The 20,296-nt window shown below is 45.1% G+C and carries 15 protein-coding genes and 1 tRNA gene; 8 read left to right on the top strand and 8 right to left on the bottom strand.

Annotation, left to right across the window (positions count from 1 at the left end; translation table 11 throughout):
• Positions 1-467 precede the first annotated feature (467 nt).
• Positions 468-540 (bottom strand) — tRNA-Ile (locus QUB70_RS24190).
• A gap of 184 nt (positions 541-724) precedes the next feature.
• Between QUB70_RS24190 and QUB70_RS24195 the strand changes: the two genes are divergently transcribed.
• On the top strand, positions 725-1,417 hold the full coding sequence (locus tag QUB70_RS24195) for a hypothetical protein (protein WP_332983922.1): 693 nt from the start codon (positions 725-727) through the stop codon (positions 1,415-1,417).
• A gap of 71 nt (positions 1,418-1,488) precedes the next feature.
• Complete coding sequence (locus tag QUB70_RS24200; RefSeq protein WP_332983923.1) at positions 1,489-2,967, top strand: hemolysin family protein; 1,479 nt, start codon at positions 1,489-1,491, stop codon at positions 2,965-2,967.
• A 7-nt stretch (positions 2,968-2,974) separates the two neighbouring features.
• On the opposite strand, the gene QUB70_RS24205 is transcribed toward QUB70_RS24200, so the two are convergent.
• On the bottom strand, positions 2,975-3,589 hold the full coding sequence (locus tag QUB70_RS24205; RefSeq protein WP_332983925.1) for a hypothetical protein: 615 nt from the start codon (positions 3,587-3,589) through the stop codon (positions 2,975-2,977).
• A 162-nt stretch (positions 3,590-3,751) separates the two neighbouring features.
• On the opposite strand from QUB70_RS24205, the gene QUB70_RS24210 reads away from it, so the two are divergent.
• Positions 3,752-4,081, top strand: a complete 330-nt coding sequence (locus QUB70_RS24210) for a tetratricopeptide repeat protein (protein WP_332983926.1) — start codon at positions 3,752-3,754, stop codon at positions 4,079-4,081.
• 312 nt (positions 4,082-4,393) lie between these two features.
• Here QUB70_RS24210 and queC read toward each other — a convergent pair whose 3' ends face one another.
• Positions 4,394-5,068 carry a 7-cyano-7-deazaguanine synthase QueC gene (gene queC, locus QUB70_RS24215; RefSeq protein WP_332983928.1) on the bottom strand — a complete coding sequence of 225 codons (675 nt, stop codon included), beginning with the start codon at positions 5,066-5,068 and terminating at the stop codon, positions 4,394-4,396.
• Positions 5,069-5,220: 152 nt separating this feature from the next.
• The gene (locus QUB70_RS24220) at positions 5,221-6,606 is read right to left on the bottom strand and encodes a cytosine deaminase (protein ID WP_332983929.1); all 1,386 of its coding nucleotides are present in this window, start codon (positions 6,604-6,606) and stop codon (positions 5,221-5,223) included.
• 419 nt (positions 6,607-7,025) lie between these two features.
• On the opposite strand from QUB70_RS24220, the gene QUB70_RS24225 reads away from it, so the two are divergent.
• The 3 genes from QUB70_RS24225 (at position 7,026) to QUB70_RS24235 (ending at position 10,795) form a co-directional block, all read left to right on the top strand.
• The gene (locus tag QUB70_RS24225) at positions 7,026-8,273 is read left to right on the top strand and encodes a GTP cyclohydrolase II (protein WP_332983930.1); all 1,248 of its coding nucleotides are present in this window, start codon (positions 7,026-7,028) and stop codon (positions 8,271-8,273) included.
• Between the two features lie 195 nt (positions 8,274-8,468).
• Positions 8,469-9,551, top strand: a complete 1,083-nt coding sequence (locus QUB70_RS24230; RefSeq protein ID WP_332983931.1) for an adenylate/guanylate cyclase domain-containing protein — start codon at positions 8,469-8,471, stop codon at positions 9,549-9,551.
• Positions 9,548-10,795, top strand: coding sequence for a URC4/urg3 family protein (locus QUB70_RS24235; RefSeq protein ID WP_332983932.1), 1,248 nt, complete (start codon positions 9,548-9,550; stop codon positions 10,793-10,795). Before QUB70_RS24230 ends, QUB70_RS24235 begins: the two co-directional genes overlap by 4 nt.
• Before the next feature lie 591 nt (positions 10,796-11,386).
• Here the strand turns inward: QUB70_RS24235 and QUB70_RS24240 are convergent.
• The 4 genes from QUB70_RS24240 to QUB70_RS24255 form a co-directional block, all read right to left on the bottom strand.
• Positions 11,387-13,747, bottom strand: a complete 2,361-nt coding sequence (locus QUB70_RS24240) for a GumC family protein (RefSeq protein WP_332983934.1) — start codon at positions 13,745-13,747, stop codon at positions 11,387-11,389.
• 998 nt (positions 13,748-14,745) lie between these two features.
• On the bottom strand, positions 14,746-16,173 hold the full coding sequence (locus QUB70_RS24245) for an MFS transporter (RefSeq protein WP_332983935.1): 1,428 nt from the start codon (positions 16,171-16,173) through the stop codon (positions 14,746-14,748).
• Positions 16,174-16,676: 503 nt separating this feature from the next.
• Positions 16,677-16,841 (bottom strand): hypothetical protein, encoded by a 165-nt coding sequence (locus QUB70_RS24250; protein WP_332983937.1) that lies wholly within the window; start codon positions 16,839-16,841, stop codon positions 16,677-16,679.
• Between the two features lie 205 nt (positions 16,842-17,046).
• Positions 17,047-17,724, bottom strand: a complete 678-nt coding sequence (locus QUB70_RS24255) for an ATP-dependent Zn protease (protein WP_332983938.1) — start codon at positions 17,722-17,724, stop codon at positions 17,047-17,049.
• Between the two features lie 365 nt (positions 17,725-18,089).
• Between QUB70_RS24255 and rseP the strand changes: the two genes are divergently transcribed.
• Positions 18,090-19,190 (top strand): RIP metalloprotease RseP, encoded by a 1,101-nt coding sequence (rseP, locus tag QUB70_RS24260; protein ID WP_332983939.1) that lies wholly within the window; start codon positions 18,090-18,092, stop codon positions 19,188-19,190.
• Positions 19,191-19,461: 271 nt separating this feature from the next.
• Positions 19,462-20,220 carry a Uma2 family endonuclease gene (locus QUB70_RS24265; RefSeq protein WP_332983940.1) on the top strand — a complete coding sequence of 253 codons (759 nt, stop codon included), beginning with the start codon at positions 19,462-19,464 and terminating at the stop codon, positions 20,218-20,220.
• The last annotated feature ends 76 nt before the right edge of the window (positions 20,221-20,296 follow it).

Here is a 20,296-nt window from a genome sequence, read left to right on the forward strand (position 1 = left end):
TGTAAAGGATAGAAGGAAGAAGGAAGTTCGGCAACGGATTCGCTCGACGGATGTAAAGGATAGAAGGAAGAAGGAAGTTCGGCAACGGATTCGCTCGACGGATGTAAAGGATAGAAGGAAGAAGGAAGAAGACTTACACGGCAAGCTTGAGCGCGAGCCGTATTTTTAGTTTAATTAGGTGGATCTACTTATCGTTTCCGTTGGCATCGGAATCATAATTTTCGCAGTGAGCGTGCTCGTGACGCGCGCGGAGCCAAGATATCTCAGCAAGGAGTCGATCTATCGAATGTCTAGTTTGTCGCGATCGCACTTGCGACCTCACAAACCGGGTTTCTTCGTATATTTTTGGTTGCAGGTCGCAATTTTTTCGTAGAAACCCGGTTTCTAGCCCCACGGGAGCCATAACTGGTATCAGAGAAGAAACCGGGTTTTTAGCCCGCGCTTGGAGTGTCTTGATTTATTGAAAATCGGCAGTGCAGGAGTTGAACCTGCCTGGGGCGAATTATGAGTTCGCTGCCTAAACCGCTCGGCCAACTGCCGTTAAATCGATTTGTTCGACTTAACTCAAAAGTCATTATAACATAATTTCCCAGTCCGTGCTAGAACTAGAGAACAAAAATCAAAATCTTTAGATCTGCCGAACCCGATCGCCTGTTAGCCTCTGTTAGGCAAGCCGATCGACCGGACAAAGCAGTTTCTACGACTCGGCATAAAATTACAGGCAATGGCAGTGAATTCGACAGTAGTGCTGACTCTAATTCTCCTGGCTATGATGTTTGGAGCAGGTGTGACGAGTTCTGTTTGGGGATTTACTATAGGTCGCGAAGCCTTGAAAGGAACAACTCAACCCGATATTCGCCCCAGCAACAATGTCGGCAGCGGCAAGCAGGGAAATCCCGCTAGCAAAGACCAAGTGAGCATTTTGAAAGAAAAAGACATTCTCAAAACCGTCAAAGCGCGGGTAGAAGGTCGCGATCCAGACAAAATAACGGCCGGGGCAAATACTAAAGCAGACAAGGCAAGCTCTAAACCAGCCACAGCCAAAAAACCGATCGCGCAAAATGCCAGCGCCAAGTTTCCCCTCAACAGTCGCGACGGGGGAATAACCCTAGAAGTGAGCGCGGCCAGTCAGCGCAGCAACTCCATGCTGCTAGACGTGAGCCTGAAAAACGAAGGCTCGCAAGCTGTGAGGTTTCTCTACAGTTTCTTGAACGTGACTGACAATCAGGGCCGTGTCCTGAGCGCGACAGCCGAGGATTTGCCGGCCGAACTGCCCCCCAACGGGCAGGTGTATTACGGTACGGTTAGTATCCCCACAGCTTTGCTGGAAAATGCTAAGGAAGTTTCGCTGACGCTGACAGATTATCCAGGTCAAAAACTTCAGTTGCAAATATCTGGCATTCCTGTGGCGAAATAAGACAAAAGGAGCAAAACCTCCAGACGGATTCTCAGGTTCGATCGATCGAGAAAATTGTTCTAGGGAGCATTGTGTCACTTTTAGGGGCGAGAGTGCAGGAAATAGCTGAGTTACCCGCGATGACTTGGGCAGAGGTGCTGTCGCGGTTGCTGTCAGTGCTGCTGCTGATTGCGATCAATGCTTTTTTTGTGGCGGCTGAGTTTTCGATGGTGACGGTACGCCGATCGCGCATCAATCAGTTAGTGGATGCTGGCGACGTTGCAGCTCTAACTGTTCAATCTTTGCAAAAAAGTATCGAGCGATTGCTTTCGACAATGCAGTTGGGAATCACTCTTTCTAGTTTAGCTCTCGGCTGGATTGGGGAAGATACGATCGCCGTGCTAGTCAAATTTGCGATCGGCTATTTGCCGCTGCCAATTTACATCAAGTCGGCCATCGCCCATTCTTTTAGCTTATCAATAGTAACTTTTTTCTTGCTAGCTTACCTGCAAATCGTACTCGGCGAACTCTTTCCCAAATCTGTAGCGTTACTGTATTCCGAACAGTTAGCCAGAAGTTTAGGGCCTCCGAGTTTATTGATTTCCCGTTTGTTCAATCCCTTTGTGTCGTTTCTCAATCAATCCACTCGATCGCTCTTGCGGTTTGCGGGCATGGAATACGACCTAAGACACCGGCCGGTTACTCCCGAAGAACTGCAATTAATTATAGCTACTTCCAGCGAATCGAGCGGCTTAGAAGCAGAAGAGCGAGAACTGCTTAACAACGTGTTTGAATTTGGCGAAGTTTGGGTAGAAGAAGTGATGGTTCCCAAGCCGAGCATTGTCGCACTTCCGAAGACGGCTACCTTTCAAACTTTGCTCGACGAAATGGCGATTTCCAATCATTCCCGCTATCCAGTCACCGGAGATTCTTTAGACGACATTATCGGCATTATTGGCTTCAAACAACTTGCGAAACCTCTAGCTGAAGGTTTGCTATCTCCCGACACGGAAATTGTAACTTGGATGCAGTCGGTGAGATTTGTGCCGGAGATGATGCTGCTGGGGGAACTGCTGCCTTTGATGCAGAGTTCGTCGGAAGAAATTGCGATCGTTGTCGATGAATTTGGCGGCATTTCCGGGTTAGTGACGCTGAGGGATTTGATTGCCGAAATTATCGGCCGCAGCTACGAGTCGCCCGACAGTAAAGAAATTGCTTTGCAAGTATTGGACGATCGCACTTTTTTGGTGCAAGCGCAGTTAAATGTAGATGATGTGAATCAAATATTGAATGTGGATTTGCCCGTAACTGACGAATATCAGACAATCGGAGGTTTTCTGAGTTATCAGTTGCAAAGAATGCCGGCTGTTGGGGAAGTTTCGCGCTGCGGAAATGTGGAACTTACGGTTGTTTCTGTGTCCGGGCCCAGGTTGGATCAACTTCAAATTCAGTTGTTGGAAGGGACGGCGGGCGATCGAGCTTTGGGTGAAGTTGCAGCAGCGGATGGGGAAATTGTGGGGAAAGGGCGATCGAATAGCGGGTTGAGAGGTGCGGAGAAATTTTCTAGTTGAGCATATTTTAGCGAATACCTAGATAATCTACTCGCTCGAAGTCGCTGCGTACTAAATCATCTAACGTCGGGCCTTTGGGGCGCAAATTAACGCGATTTCCCACCTTCACATTTTCGTAATATACGTAGGGAATATAGATATCTTGCTCCTCCATAAAAGCGAAAGTAAAGCGAAAGGCACTGCCAATTTCCTCAGCTTTAACCTCACGAAAATCAGAGAGGAATAGGAGATCCATTTCTTCCTCAAAGTACAGCATCTCTGCAAATGCGCCTCTGTCGTAGCAGTTATAACCAATATAACCGCAAGTGTCGCTACATTTGTAGTAGATGGCGCGAGTGGATAGGAACCAGGAAAGGGTGATAGCATCCCCTTCTCCAAATACAAGGGAACCGGGATGATAATTCAGTTGTTCAACGAGAGTCCACGGGTGTCCCCGGAATTGAAACACAATATAGCTTTCGGCGGTAATTTCGATTTCGCGATCGTAGATATCCCGTTCCCAGACATCCGCACGTCTCGCCCTACTAAGCTTTTGGGCTACTGATTCAATAGGAGCCCGAACGATAAGTAGATTTTGGTTTCTGTCAATTGTTTCAATACCTCGGCGCTCTTCAATAGACATATCTTTTACCATTAACTAAACTCTAACGCGATTATACTTCTTTTTCAGACTGTAGCGAATGCTCAGGAAGAAACAGGGTGCTTTATAATTGATTCATCAGGTCAAGTAAATAGACTCGATCCTTTATGCAAGCGCGATGAACAGCAGAACTTAAGGAATATTATGAAAGCTCAAGAACTTTATAAACAAGGATTCGACCTCGCTCGCCAAGGACAATATAAAGAATCAGTTGAACTTTTAACTCAAGCAATTAATCTCAATCCTAGCTTTCCCGAAGCGCATATGGTTCGCGCTAATGCTCAAACTTTATTAGGAAACCTACAGGGTGCTGTTGAAGATTTTCAGAAAGCGATAGATATCTACAGGGCTAGAGGACAATCGCAAATAGCTGATATGCTTTTAGTCCGATTGAATTCGCTGCAAAATGAAATTAAGGATGAACAGGAAAACAAGGGTCAACCGGAAATTGAGGATGAGCCAGAAGGTAAATAGACCTCTTGCAAAAATAACTAGGACGGGCAAGATGCCCATCCCACAAATTTTTTTTTCTTGTGGAATGGGCATCTTGCCCGTTCCAGAATTTGATTAAAAGGATTTTTGCAAGAGGTATAATAAGTAGCCTGCTGATTCAAAACTAACTAACAATCAATTTTTTAAATTTTAGTTTTGTAGGAGTGACTGCAATAAATTTCTCCAGAAAAGCCAATCTTGAACAGGCAAGATGCCTGTTCCACAATTATTGGAGAGGTCTAATGTATTCTCGCTAAAGAACCCGGTTTCTGGGCAGTCGCGCGTCAGTCATGTTTAAGCGTAAGATACCATATCTTTCAATCCCAATTCCTCAAAAGCCGCCAACCGCAGCCGACAAGAATCGCAAACGCCGCACGCAGTTTCCCCACCTGCGTAACAAGACCAAGTTTGCTCCCAAGGCACTCCCAACTTGTTACCCAATTCAATAATTTCTGTTTTTTTAAGTTCGATTAAAGGTGTTATAATTTTAATAGGTTCTCCTTCCCTTCCCTGCTTTGTTCCTAACCGGAATACTTCCTGCATGGCTTGGATGTAATCGAGGCGGCAGTCGGGATAGCCGGAATAATCTAAAGCGTTGACACCGATGTAAATACGATCGGCTTCTAGGGTTTCTGCGTAGGCGAGGGCAAAGCTGAGAAAGATCGTATTTCTAGCTGGAACGTAGGTACTGGGGATGTTTTGAGACATTTCTCCCAGAGTGCGATCGATCGGCAATTCCATCTCATTATCCGTCAAAGCCGAACCGCCCCAAAGCGTCAGGTCAAAGTTTACCACCTGATGCGCCTTAACATCCGCTGAAAGTGCGATCGCCCTTGCTGATTCCAACTCCCGCCGGTGCCTTTGCTGGTAGTCAAAGGAAATAGCGTAACACTCGCAGCCGTCGGCTTTGGCTTGATACAAAACTGTTGAGGAATCCAGCCCTCCCGACAATAAAATAACTGCTTTCACTTAAAACATCCTCGATCGCATCAGCCTTTATATTTATATCAAATCTCTTGTCAGTTGACAAGATGAGACGGCGGTTGAAACCGCGTCTACAAAAACGAAGTCCGCCTCCGCGGACTGAAGAAGATAAAATAATTTTAACCGCAGAGTTTTCTTCAACCCGCGTCGGCGGGTTTTGTTTGTATAGCAGCGGTTTCAACCGCCGAGTCTTCCTGCAACAAGTCGTCTAGTTCGCGGTAATCGGGCAAAGTTGTATCAATTTCTATACCTTGCCGCAAAACTGTGCGATCGCGCTGCGACCTCGATAACAATTCGCTGAAATTCCGCGCCTTAAACAAAATTAAATCTGCTGGTAAACCAACGGCAATTTTTCCCAGATTCGGCAATCCCATTAAATCTGCTGGTGTTTTTGTGACTGTCCGCGGCCAATCTTCCCAAGGTCTATCTAAATGGGCAATGCGGACTGCCATATTAAAGACTTCCAAAACATCGTGATCGCCAAATCCGTAAAACGGATCTCGACAATTGTCGCTAGCAACTGTGACGGGAATTCCTGCTGCTTTTAGTTCGTGCAGCAGCGTCACTCCCCGCCAGCGCGGTGTACGCCCAGATAGTCTGTCTTGCAGGTAAAGGTTGCACATCGGCAAGCTGACAATGCCAATATTTGCTGCCTTGACTAATTCCAGAGTTTGTGTTACTAAATCTGGCGGTTGTACGGCTAAACTACAGCAGTGTCCGCAGATAATTTGACCGCTAAATTTATGGCGAATAGCCGTTTTTGCTACTTCCAGCAGTGTTGTTGATTCTGGATCGTCAGTTTCGTCGGTGTGGAAGTCGAGGTTTAAACCGCGTTCTCGGGCTAAGCTAAAGACTCGATCGAGTTGTTTGCCTAAATCCGGGTTCATGTAGGCGACGCCCCCGAGAATGCCACCAATTTCAGCAATGCGATCGGCTAATTTTTCGCCGGCGGGTGTCAGGAAATAGTCGAGGGAAACGAGGGAAACTGCTTGCAAGATCAGCCGATCGCCCCATTCGGCTTGCAGCGCTTCAAATACTCCCAAACTAACGGTTCCCTGTTCCCCGGCGCTGTCGATGTGAGTGCGGATGGCCTTGGTTCCGTGGGCGTAGCTGCACTTTAGTCCGAACTCCATCCGCCGGTAAACATCCTCTGCATTCCAGTTTTTTTCGGCATCAGCGCACACAGTCTCCAGCGCACTTGCAAAAGTTCCATCGGGATTGGGCGATCGTTCCCAAATGTGTCCTTTGTCTAAATGCGCGTGCATATCCACAAAACAAGGCAAAACTAAGCCGTTGCACAAATCCATAATTGGGATATCTGCAATTGGGAATAAAGGTTCCGTACCTGTGGGGATGATTTGGGCGATCGTACCCGCTGCAATTTCCACATCCACCGCACAAAAATTGTTCTCAGTCCCTGTTGTTGCGACAGTAGAAGCTGAGGGCGCGATCGATTTCATCTCTAGAAGAGACGCGGGTACGCGACCATTTTTTAGCAAATAATTAGATGTACTTGGCAACATTAATTTTGTGAGTTAGTATGTATTTTCTTGATAATTCAGCGCTACCAGTTGTAACTATAGCAACCCTTGCAGAATTTGTGAACATCTCTCTTTTCCTCTTTCTCTCTTTTCTAGATTCTCTGCGCCCTCTGTGCCCTCTGCGGTTATTGCAAAAAAATCTCAGGCACAAATGAAATAGAATCGCTAAATAAACTTGAAATAAATATGTAGCTTTGTTGTTGGCAGTGCAGCCCCGATCGCTAAACCCAAAATATAAAATTTTTATATTTTTGAGGAAACTGCGCCAGTCAGCGTCACGGGTTTGGCTATGCCGGATACTTCCAGATTCTGAATCCTGTTGCTATCATAAATCACTGCTTCAAATTGCAATTTCACTTTCAACCAACAGCAGCATCCATAGCAAGAAACCCAAAAAAACTGTGTCAAAACCCAAGCATATAGTTTTAACCTCCCATCCCGACAGATCCGGCAGAAAACCTCTTCCCATCTACTGGGGAGAAATCGATCCCCTGAAACGGGGGCCTGTGATTGGCAGCCTCACCAAATCATCTCACCGGAATGCGATCGGCACTCATTCGGGTTCCTACTCTGTTTATCGAGCGCTAGCAGTTGCTTCTGGCGCACTCCAAGCAGATCACCGCCCCGATTTTACCAACACATCTCCGGCCGCACACATCGGGCCGCACCCGAGTTGGGGCGATCGCAATTTGATTGTTTCTCTCGATCCCTTTGGGGGTTTGGTCAGCGAAGTTTATACTTCATTTCTCCAGCAGGGATACGATATTCGACCGACAATTGCTGTTACTAAAGCTCACATTAATATGCCGGAATTGCAAGATGCTATCGCTAAGGGGCGAGTGCAAATTGATGGTAAAATAGTCAAAGAAGGCGGGAATTTAGCAGTAACTAAAATTGCGATCGACCCGGTGTGGTATTTACCGGGAATTGCCAGCAGGATCGGCGCCCAAGAAAGCGTTCTCCGTCGTGTCCTGTTTGAGGAAACAGGCGGAATGTTCTCGGACTTAGTGACGCGGCCGGACTTGCACATTTTCTTGCCGCCAATTGGCGGAACTACGGTTTATATTATTGGTGATGTCGCGAATATTTCTGACTCGGATAAGCAGTTGGCGGTACGGGTACATGATGAATGCAACGGTTCAGATGTCTTCAGTTCCGATATCTGCACTTGTCGCCCTTATTTGGTACATGGGATGGAAATTTGCATCCAAACGGCACAATCAGGCGGTTCTGGGGTAATAGTTTACTTCCGCAAGGAAGGGAGAGCTTTGGGGGAAGTGACTAAGTTTTTGGTGTACAATGCTAGAAAACGGCAGGAAGGCGGCGATCGCGCTGATGCCTATTTTTCTCGCACTGAATGCGTTGCGGGAGTTCAAGATATGAGGTTTCAAGAACTAATGCCAGACGTGCTGCACTGGTTGGGGATATCTCGCATTGACAGTTTAGTTTCGATGAGCGATATGAAATACAATGCGATTATCAATTCTGGCATTCAGGTGGTCGATCGCATCCCAATTCCTGAAGATTGGATTCCCGCAGACGCACAAGTCGAAATTGTCGCCAAAAAAGCCGCCGGCTACTACACACCAGACGAAGTGCCAGATGCTACAATTCTTGCTGAAACTCAAGGGCGAGATTTAGGAGATTGAGATGGTAAAGACGCGATCGAGCGCGAACAATCGCGTCTTTGCCAAATAAAATAGGATGCTTGGCAAAAAAAACTGGTTTCTGCCAAAAATCCTCTGGTGGTCGCAAAATAAATGCGCTAGAAATTTGTTTTTTGGTCAGCGGTGGGTAAGTTCAGTAAAATTAATTGCTTGTTTGTTTATAAGTCAGGGTAGGTTATGGCTAATTTGCGTTCTACTGTGATCGTAAAAACAGATATTTGCGGATATACCGGCCGAGTTAAAAAATTATCTCAGTCGGACTTAAGTAGTTTGTTAAACGAGCATAAAAATTTTATTTCAGATATTAGCACCAGAAATGAAGGAAGCGTGATTAAAGGGGAAGGTGATTCATTTTGGATGATTTTTCCCAGCGTCACAGCAGCGGCTGTGGCAGCCATAGAAATGCAGCAAGAATTGAGAGCGCAGCAATCTAGCAAGGCGAACGACGAACGATTGGCTATTCGCGTGTCTATTACATTAGGAGATGTCTTGCATCAAGATAAAGATATCTTTGGCGATACGGTGAATTTAACAGCGCGCATAGAATCAGTAACTCCGCCCGATGAAATATATTTGTCCCAAGCAGCATGGCTGGCGCTCAACAAAGCAGAAGTGCAAACATCTTTTGTCAACGAGTTTTCTTTGAAAGGGATGAGCGAACCTGAAAAAGTTTACAAAGTTGACCAAAGTTACAAAACGCGAATAGTAGAAAATCAAGCAATAATTAAAGCAGATTTGAGAGGTTTTATTGCTTATCAAGAATCTAATTCAATCAAAGACGTTGAATATTTGCTCACCAACTTCGATACTTTTGAAAAAACAATTTGCGAAGAATACGGCGGCACAATTCGGAGTATTGTTGGCGATTCGCATTTGTTGACTTTCCCGGAAGCTCACTCAGCCTTAGCGGCAATGGAGAGTTTGTGCGAGAATTGGAAACTTTTTATTCACGGTAATAAAATACCTTGCGGCTTGTCGGTGGGAGTTGCTAAGGGAAATTTGTATATATTTCGGTCTTGCACTTATGGAAAAGATATTAACATCGCCGACAGGCTGGAAGATTTAAGTAAAATAGTATCCCCTGGTGCAGAAAAAAATTCTGTGATAGTTTCCGATAAAATAAAACGCGAAGTCAGCGGCTCGAAGTGGGAATATAAGCTGGTTAAAATCGATAAAAATGCGATTTTAGATAATCTTTTAGATTACAGTCAGTTTGACTTTTTTCAAGAAAACGATGTTTATCGGTGTTTGGTGGCATGAAGTTGAATAAAATTGAACTTGAGACTGTAGAATATCTGAGAACGCCGGCTGCCCTACGCCAAAAGTGCGATCGGCTTTTTAATTTAGCCTCCGAAAATAAACTCCGCTACTTCCGCGTCGATTTATCCCAACTCGACAAAGCAGCAAATTATGTAATTGAGACAACGCGCCAGCAGTATCCCGATTTTAACATTCCCTTTCACAGTCGCTGGCGGCATTTTGAAGCCGGCAACCTGTCGCGACTCGCCGAATTGGATGCAGCAATAGCCGAATTTTCACCCATAGAGCAAGCTAAAATCAAATTTGATTTAGCAATTGTCAGCGTTTTGCTCGATGCCGGTGCTGGTGCAGATTGGCAGTATTGCGAACCAGAAACCAAACAGGTTTACCGCCGTTCTGAAGGGTTAGCAATAGCCAGCTTGCGGATGTTTTGTCAAGGTGTTTTTTCCAGCAATCCCGATTTTCCTTTTTCTGCTGACTCTCGCGGACTTTCTCAATTAAAACTAGAAAGCTTAGCGGCAGGATTTCAGGTAAGTCGAGACAATCCGCTAGTTGGTTTAACAGGCAGATTAGAATTATTGCAGCGTTTGGGAAATGCTATTTGCCAGCATCCATTATTATTTGGCAGCGAAAACCCGCGTCCCGGCAATTTGGCAAAATACTTGCTCGACAGTCGGGTTTCAGGAGTCAAAACTGTGAAGGCTTCTGAAGTGTTGAGGGCTGTTTTGACAGGTTTTGGGGAAATTTGGCCGGGAAGATATGCAATTGGTGGCGTTAATTTAGGCGATGTTTGGCGGCATCAGGCATTACAAGGAGAAAATCTGGGAGATGAATTTGTTCCGTTTCACAAACTCTCGCAGTGGTTGACTTATTCGCTGTTGGAACCGCTGCAAGAACTTGGTTTAGAAGTCGCCGGATTGGATGAGTTAACGGGATTGCCGGAGTACCGCAACGGCGGTTTGTGTTTGGATATCGGGCTGCTGCGGGCAAAAGATTCGGCTATTTTTGAGCAGAGTTACTTGCCTGGTTCGGAAGTTATAGTAGAATGGCGATCGCTAACTGTGATTCTTTTAGATAAAATTGCCGCAGCTATGCGAGAAAAGCTGCATTTGAGTGCGGATCAATTGCCGCTGGTGAAGATTTTGCAAGGAGGAACTTGGGCGGCTGGGCGGAAGATTGCGGGCGAATTGAGGGCTGGTGGAGGGCCGCCAATTCAGATTGAAAGTGACGGTACTGTGTTTTAGGGGGAAGAGGGAAGTTCGGCAACGGATTGTGTAACGGATGTAACGGATGTAACGGATAGAAGGAAGTTCGGCAACGGATTGTGTAACGGATAGAAGGAAGAAGGAAGAAGGAAGAAGGAAGAAGGAAAATTATCTCCTCTTCCAACTTAAAACTTAAAATTCCAAATTCCAACCTGAAAACTATAAGCTGTTCGACATTTAAACCACTAACGAGGCCTGTAGGGTGCGTCAGCTAGAACACTTACTAAGCAAGGGAAACAAGATAGGGCTGACGCACCCTACAATACTATTTTAAATGCTCCACAGCTTATCCTCAATAGGTACACGGCATTGCCGTGTCCCTACCAACCTGGAATACGCTGTAAATCTGGGGGCTTGCGATCGGCATTCGGGGCTTTTTTCTCGCTCCACAAATGAATCCGGGGGCAAGAGACCTAATTGCTTGATTGTCATCTTTTTTGCTCTCATATCATGTCCGGTCAATTACCCGCAATCCAGGTTTTTGTAGTGAGGAATGCAAGTCCTCAGATTTTTGGATGACTTGCATTCCTCACTACAAACCAATTTTATTGTGGTCGATCGGACACGATATCACTCTTTTTTGGGAGCTAGTTTGCGGATGCCAGACGGTACTGGTGAAAGATTCAAATATTCATTTTTCTCTTCAACAACTGATGATTTAGATACTTGATACTTCTTGCCTTTGGTGGCATGATTAGCAACTGTGCCCAAGCAAGGTATACCAAAATTTTCTAATTGACTGAAAACTTTTTTGACTACAGAAAACTTGGCCTGACGAATTGCTACAACCATTAGTATTCCATCGGTGCGCGCCGCTAAAAAATTCGTATCTTTACTGTCAACCAGCGCCGGCGTATCGTAGATAACTAAGTCATATGTTGCGTGAAGTTCTTCCATTAAATACTGCATCCCAGATGAGGCAAGCCGTCTGGCAGTACCGGGAATAGGGAGACCGGCAGTCAATACAAAAAGATTATCTGCGTCAGGCGATCGCTGGATAATTTCATTTGGTTCGTTTTTATTGTCGAGCAAGTTGCTCAATCCCTTAACATTAGGCAGTTCCAACAGCAAGTGCAAGCTGGGCGAATGCAAATTTGCGTCTACTAACAACACTCGCTGACCCGCCAGCGCTGCCACATGAGCTAAGTTTAAAGCAACCGTAGATTTGCCTTCGCCAACTGTAGCCGAACCAATTACCAAAGAGCTAATCGTTCGATTTGAAGAAAGAAAGCGGATATTAGTATAAAGAGAGTCAAAAGCTTCTATAAATTCCGAAGCAATTTTCTTATTACCCTCTTTTCCTTCAAGATAAGCATAGGAATTAGCAATAGAAGGCGGAAAGTTTTTAGCATTTTTGTCAAGAGGAATTGCTCCCAATAAAGGCGGGTCAAACGCATCTTTAACGTCATCAGCACAGTAGAAAATATTGCGGATTTTTTCAATGAGAATAGCCACTGCCAGACCCAACACTAGCCCCCCAACAACTGCCATCACCAATTTGTTTTTAGCTTTCGATGCAACGGGAATTAACTTGCCTGTTTTAATATCTTTCGGTATCGCTGGTTCAGAAATTATTTCCCAAGGTACTTGGCTTTGAGCTGCTTGGACGCGCAGAGTTTCCCGCTGACTTAAAAGTTGATCGCGGGTGCGGGCGGCGATGTCTAATTGCTGTTGCAGTTCGTTGTAGCGGCGGGCTATACTGGGAAATTCTCGTGCTTCTCGGATCAAATTGTTTTTAGTTTGACCGATCGCCTGACTGCGAGCTTCTAATACTTGAACTTGGTTGGCAGTATCAACCAATTGTTTAATCAAGCCTATGCGAATCGAATTTTGAAAATTTTGAACTTTAGAATTGGCTTGGGCTCCTACTAAATTTTGCCCCAAAATTCGCTCAGTTTGCTGGTTGAGCAAAGCTACTAAATTTGCCCGCTTGCGCTCTAAAGCTTCCACTATAGGGTTAGCAGATTTAAAACGAGCTGTTTCTACAGCAATCTGACCTTCTACTTCCTTAACCTTGGTCAGCAACTCTTTATATTGAGGTTCTTCGCTTAAAGCTGAAGCGGCAATAGCTTCATTTGGTGTAAAATCTAATTGTTTTTGCAAGTTAGCGTACAGCGTTTTCTGTTCCTGCAACAGCCTTTGAGTTTCTAACTCTAAAGTTTCTACGGTGCGAACTTGCGCGATCAATTGCCCGCCTTGTTCTTTAGGGTCGGTAATATTTTGCTGCTGCTGTATCACCTGTAACTCCGACTTCAGCGTATTTACGCGCTTAGTGAGTCCCGGAAGCTGGTCTTCAATAAATTTAACACCTTCACCAATGCGACTTTTGCGTTCGTCAAGACTGTACTTTAAATATTTCTTTTTAGTTTCTTCTAAAACGAACATAACTAATTGATAATCAGTCTCCAGGAAGCGAACTTCTAAGATTTTAGTGATCGTCAACTCATTTTCTCCGACGCGCAAAACGACTAATCCTTTTTTTAAAATTTCCTCAGTAACTTCTGGATATCGTTTTTGGACTTGTTTGGCAATAGCAGAAAGCATCTGAGGACTCTGGAGAATTGCAAGTTGAGTTGGGTAGTCCAAACTAAAAAAATCTCGACTAGGCATTGCCCCCCCCTCGCCGCGATTGGCGAGGGCAGCGGGGTCAGCAATTCTTGCCTCCGTTGTCACGGGTTCCACTAGCATCCGAAAATCGCCTTGATATGTTTGCTTACCTCCCTTGATTTGATAAACAACTCCACCGCCTGCTAGACCGACAATCCCAATAATGATTAGCGCTTTTCGCCCAAAAGTCCTCAACAACGGCTTTAGATTCAATCCTTTCTGAGGCGGCGCGCTTAACTCTTCTCCCTCGTCAACTGAAAATTGTTGCACCTGTCTGCTCTGGCTGCTAATGGGTACGATATGAGCGTCCTGTTCTCTTTCCATGTTGACCTCTTTGATATTTTGTTGGTAAAATCAGGTTTGTTCTGCGAGCCTTCTGGTTGATACTTTGAGCATTGGCTTAAGGATATCACAGGAGATTCTTGGTTGGTCGATCCCACTTCCTTCTAATAGTTCTCACTACTTTCACATAGTATACAAAAATAACTAAATCCCTATGTTGGGCCGACTGTAATTTTTTTTTTACTAACTGAAGAGAGTGTTGTAGCCGACTGCATTTCTGTCTGCTGTGTTGTGCTTGTATTTAAGGTTTCTGGGCGCCTCGGTCAACTTTTTCTGGTGTCGCTGAGCTTTGCCGCAGGTCGCGCAATAACTTTACCAAAATTTTACAATTGCCCCTAAAAGCTCAGCCACTGCTGGCGCTAGTATTGCCTTATCATTATTATGCCATTTTTATGTTCGCTGTCAACGGCACCAGCACCGGTTAACTTACCCGCTAACTGACCGACTAAAAAGTTTTGCATTTTCCATGTAGATATAATTAGCAGCATTCAGTAGATTTTTGGAACGGCAACTAATCGAATCAATTTCCGATAAAAATCTGTCTCTTATTTTAATTATAAACTTTTTAACGAGCTGGATGGCTGCTTAAGTCTATAGACTTAAGCATCGCGGTGATTGTATCACAAATTACTCTCAATAGTGTGCTACAGACATAAAATTTAATAACTTGTTTTCTCAAACTCGATCGACATCTCGAAAAACTCAAGCTATCTGGGTCTTTCTACCGGGGCGGATGGCGAGTCGCGATATTATGTTTTTTCCGATAAAAACCAAGTTTCTGAGTTCCTACTATTACTAAAACTATCGCTTGTATTCGCCCTCCGAGCAAGCTGTAGCAATCCTTTCTGGCAACCCGCAACGTTTTTAAGAGAAGAGCAAGAGTTTGCACATGATGGGAGGATTGCTATGGATATCGCCCGGATTAGCTGTTTGTAGTTATTGGTTTTTGACGTTAATAATTACCCACTACTGATTACCGCTTACTGATTTTGTGCTTTCTTCTCTCTAAGTTTCAACAAGATTTCTGCATGAACTTCGCGGGTGATCGGATAAAAATATGTGAGAATCATGCCAGCAATTAAAGCAATTGTCGGCAGCGGCCCGATCGCAACTCGAATCGCAAAGAGCGCTGAATCTGGCTGTACGGGCGCAGCCTGTCCCTGAACTGTGGCAAGGAATCCAGCTTGTTCTAATGCTTGTCCCACAAACCACAAACCGAGCGCCAAACCAATTTTTTGCAGCAAGACCATAAACGAATAGAACACGCCTTCGCGTCTTTCGCCTGTTTGGAGTTCGTCGAGTTCAATGACATCCGGTATCATCGACCAAGGTATTAGATAAGCAGTGGAAACTCCGACACCTGCCATGACTGCTAATAGGTACATCTGCAATACTTGTCCTGGTTGGAGGAAAAACAGTCCGGCTTGGGCAATAATCCACAAACTCATGCCCATAAAATATACGGCTTTTTTGCCGTATCTCTCGCTGACTTTACTCCAAACAAATAACATGGCGAGTGCAGTACCTTGAACTGCGATCGCAGTTTGGGTAAAAGTTGCTGGCGGCAGTTTCATCCAGTTGATGACAAAGTAGGGCAAAATAGAAGCAGTTAATTGCACTCCCAGCCAAGAACAGAGGTAAATTCCAATTACGTACAAAAAAGGGCGATTGTTAAATGCAATGCGTAACTGTTCTTTCAGCGGCAAGGAAGTTGAACTATCTGCTACTGGATTTTCTTCCAGTTGAGATAAGACGTGTTTGCGGGTTCCTAAAAAACACCAGTACAAAGGCAATACAGAAATGACTGTACAGATTGCACCTAATACTAAGTATTTTTGAGTATCGTCTTTAACTAAGGCAAAAATGATTTGTGCTAAAATTAACGACAAGATGCTGCCGCCGATCGAGAAAAAGAACCGGAAACTGTTAAGGCTAGTACGTTCGTTGTAGTCTTGGGTTAATTCTGGGGTGAGGGCGGTGTAAGGCAGGTTGACGGCGGTGTAAGCGGTGTTAAACAAAATGCCGATCGCCACATAGTACCAAAACAGTATCGTTGGATCTTTGCTGGGAACAATCCACTGCAAAAAGAAGAAGATCCCGAAGGGAATTGCGCCGTATACCATCCAAGGATAGCGGCGGCCCCAGGGATGAGATGTGCGATCGCTCAAAACCCCCACAATTGGGTCATTTATGGCATCCCAAACCTTGCCGATCAGCAAAATGTTGCTAGCAGTACCCGCAGCCAAACCGGCGACGTTGGTAAAGAAATACAGCAGGAAAAATACCAAAACATTCGCAGTAATTGCGGGGCCGAGGTCGCCGGCACCGTATGCTAATTTTGTTGAGAAACTGAGTTTTTTTGTTTGGGGGTTGTCGGCGGCTGGTTGAGGCCCGGAAGTGTTGCTCATAAACTTTGATTTCGGGATTTTTTGGCAGTCACAGTCTTTCCAGTAGGAGTATAACTCGCGCTACGCCCTGATGCTAAGTTTTTTGTAGCGATCGGGATTATTCTGAATAATTGGTAATTGGTAATTGATAATTGGTAATTGATAGATTTGTAGGTAGGGGCGGGTTCACCAACAATAATCGCCCCAAAACAAACAATCTCAAAAACCCGCCCCAACCCAACAAACAAGCCAAATGTACGTTCAAATTTACGGTGGGGTGGGGGCGGGTTTATATAAATTGTCGGTCATTGTTATGTATGGTTTGTGAACCCGCCCTTACAACGTTGTGGTAATTCGAGCGATATCAATATACACAATACCTGTAGATACCGTAGGGGGCGCCGCCACAGATAATCTACTTTCCAAGCTCGAAAATCTAGCAGCTACGCACCATACCAGGGGCGCGTTTTACCCGAAATATCGATCGGTAGCTAAAGATATCGATAAACCCGCCGCCCACAGACTTAAGGAAACAATCGCCCTACCTGAACTTCTATTTCTGGAAATGCCAGCATTGACAAAACATCATCTTCATTAAATACTGTGCGGAAACCGAACAGCCACAGCAACTTTTCTGTATTTTGGTTCGGTGTTTGCAGTGTTGTTGCAATTTTTTTTGGTTCTGACATGAATTTTAAATCTCTATAAAATTTACGCTCTTAAACCCGGTTTACAGGCAAAATATGGGTTTTAACTCACATCTTGCACCATTGTCAAGAACAGGCCGGAAAGCCTGTTCCTAAGCAAGTAATTGAGAAGGGTGCAAGATATCAGTTTTAATAATAAATCTATAAATAAACCGGGTTTATCAGGCAAGAGTGCGTAATCTTTCTCCTACAAGTTTTGCTGGATAATGTCGCAGCATTCGGCGACGGTTGCTCTTTTTTCCATTGCTGCGACTAGGGCTTCGTAAGCTGCTTGGTGGCTTTCTATCAGGTTTTTTGCTCGCAGCGAACCCCAGTTTTGTTTGAGTTGAATTTCGGAACTGGGACGGCGCAGTTGCGTTAAAATTGCGCTGATTTTTGTGCGGTCTTCTGCGCCTCCTTGTGCGCTGCCGCAAACAATTTTTTCGGCGACTATTCCGGCCATCCACACGGTGCAGTATTGGTCTAAAAGTTGGGAGGAAAGAGTGCCGTTTTGCAGTTGAGATGCTAATTTTTCGTCTTCAAATCGGACGCCGCCTTGGGCTGTTTGACCTTGTTTAAATGCTTCCCAAGCGTTGAGGGCGTAGCTGGTTACGGGAATTCCCAAGAGGTACGCGACTAGGAAGTGTCCGGCTTCGTGGTGAAGGATACGATCGCGCTTTTGTTTGGAAGTTCCTCCCAGCCAATCTAATAAAATGGTACCGCCTTGACCTTGCCACTGGAAACTGTCGAGGGTGGCTAGCCCCAACAGGCAAAAAGTGGCGATCGCAGGTACGGCTTCTGGCAAGTTGAATAGGGGGCCCAACAATATTGAAACGGTGATGGCAAAGATAGAAATAGCGATAATATTCAAAGAAGTGTCTTTCATAACTTGGAATTAGTAATGAGGAATTTGTAATGGGGAATAGGGCATCGGGCATCGGGCATCGGTTAAATTATTTTTTTTCCTTCTTCCTTCAGAAAGGCGAAAATTTACAGAACTTTCCAGGTAAGTGAAGTAGAAAGAAACCGGGTTTCTTGAATAAAAGCGATTTTTGGCGAAAAATCCAGAAGAAACCCGGTTTCTGGGGTTTACTTCATAAAGAATCCGCCTACATTCCGATCGCAGCGCCCGGGACTTCCGACAAAAACTCCATCTTCCAGTTTGACTGAAAATTGCCGCTCCGAAGCCGCCGATATTAAAAAGATATTAAAATAAATCAAAGTCCAGTAAAAGTGTTAGTGGAATCCTTCATGTCAGTTTTGGCAGCGATCGCAGTTTTAGGTATCTTGATTGTCGTTCACGAACTCGGCCACTTCCTGGCGGCGAGACTTCAACACATCCACGTCAACCGCTTCTCCATCGGTTTCGGGCCCATCCTGTGGAAGTACCAAGGCCCGGAAACTGAATACGCCCTCCGCGCCTTTCCCCTGGGAGGTTTCGTGGGTTTCCCGGACGACGATCCAGACAGTACAATTCCCCCAAATGACCCGAATTTGCTCAAAAATCGCCCCGTGCTCGATCGGGCGATCGTCATTAGTGCAGGGGTAATTGCCAACTTAATTTTTGCTTACTTCCTGCTGGTGGTGCAATTGGGCACAGTCGGCGCTGCATCCATGAACTACCTACCGGGAGTTAAAGTCCCGGAAGTCGCCGCAGAAGTCAGTTCGGCCGCGAAACAAGCGGGAATTCGATCGGGCGACGTTGTTCTGTCTGTTGACGGCAAGGAATTGGGCGCTTCCCGCGAAGCAATCAAATTATTGGTCGCAGCAATCCAAGATCACCCCAACCAACCCCTAGCGTTGGAAATTCAGCGCCAAGAACAAAAATTTGTGGTGACAGTAACTCCTGAACTGTCGCCCGACGGCAAAGGTCGCATTGGCGTGCAGCTAACTTCTAACGGCACTGTCGTGCGTCAGAGGGCAGGAATTGTAGAGGCGTTTAGCAAGGCCGCGACAGAATTTGAGCGGATTGTGGTGCTGACGGTTCAAGGTTTCGGGCAGTTACTTAGCAATTTCAGCCAGACTGCCGACAAGTTGTCCGGGCCTGTGGCGATTGTGGCGATTGGTGCAGGGATTGCCAAATCGGATGCTGCGAGTTTGTTTCAGTATGCTGTGCTAATTAGCATCAATTTGGCTGTGATTAATATCTTGCCTTTACCTGCTTTGGACGGCGGTCAGCTAGCTTTTCTGTTGATAGAAGGACTGCGGGGCAAGCCTCTGCCGAACCGCATTCAGGAAAATGTTATGCAGACTGGTTTGGTGTTGTTGCTGGGTTTGGGAATTTTCTTGATTATTCGGGATACAGCTAATTTGGCTGGGTTCGATTTGATGGGCAGTCTTCGGCAACAATAGTCAGTAGTCAGTAGTCAATAGTCAGTAGTCAGTAGTCAGTAGTCAGTAGTCAGTAGTCAGTAGTCAGTAGTCAGTAGTCAGTAGTCAGTAGTCAGTAGTTGGTTGTTATTGGTTATTGATTATTGATTATTGATTATTGGTTATTGGTTATTTGTTGGTTGCCACTAATAACCAATAAGATTAGTCAACAGTTAAAAATTAATAGTCATTAGTCATTACAGCACTTTTGACTAATGACTAATATTCCCTCATTAACTTGGGTAAAAAAGCAATGATTACACAACTGCAATCTCCCGAAAAATCACAAATAATCTACCCAGATGACAACGGAGAACCCATGTCAGATAATACCGAACAGTTTCGATTAATCGTCTGGATCAAAGAAAATTTAGAACTTTTATTTGCGAGCGTTGCTGATGTTTTTGTGGCGGGTAACTTACTGTGGTATCCAGTAGAAGGAAATAATAAACTTGCTCAAGCACCAGATGTGCTGGTAGCCTTTGGCCGACCGAAAAGATATCGAGGTTCCTACCAACAGTGGAACGAAGATAACATTCCGCCGCAAGTCGTGTTTGAAATTTTGTCGCCGGGCAACCGTCTAACTCCGATGATTCAAAAATTCAAATTTTACGAACGCTACGGCGTGGAAGAATATTACTTGTACAACCCGGAACAAGTGGATTTAACTATATGGCAGCGTCGAGACCAAGAATTAGAAGCTGTAGAATCGGCGGACGGTTGGGTAAGTCCCAGACTAGGAGTGCGGTTTCAACTATCAGAAACCGCACTACAAATATTCGGGCCTAACGGAGCGCCATTTGTAAGTTTTGTGGAACTCGCTCAACTGCGAGAGCAAGCAGAATTAAGAGCTGAACAAGAACAGCAAAGGGCCGAACAAGAACGCCAAAGGGCCGAACAAGAACGCCAAAGAGCCGAACAAGCAGAAACTTTGCTGGAACAAGAACGATCGCGATCGGAAGCTTTAGAAGCTCGACTCCGCTTCATGGGAATCGACCCCAATATTTTGTAAATGACTAATGACTAATGACTAATGACTAATGACTAATGACTAATGACTAATGACTAATGACTAATGACTAATGACT

The organism is Microcoleus sp. A003_D6 (assembly GCF_036702825.1).
Lineage (GTDB): Bacteria > Cyanobacteriota > Cyanobacteriia > Cyanobacteriales > Microcoleaceae > Microcoleus.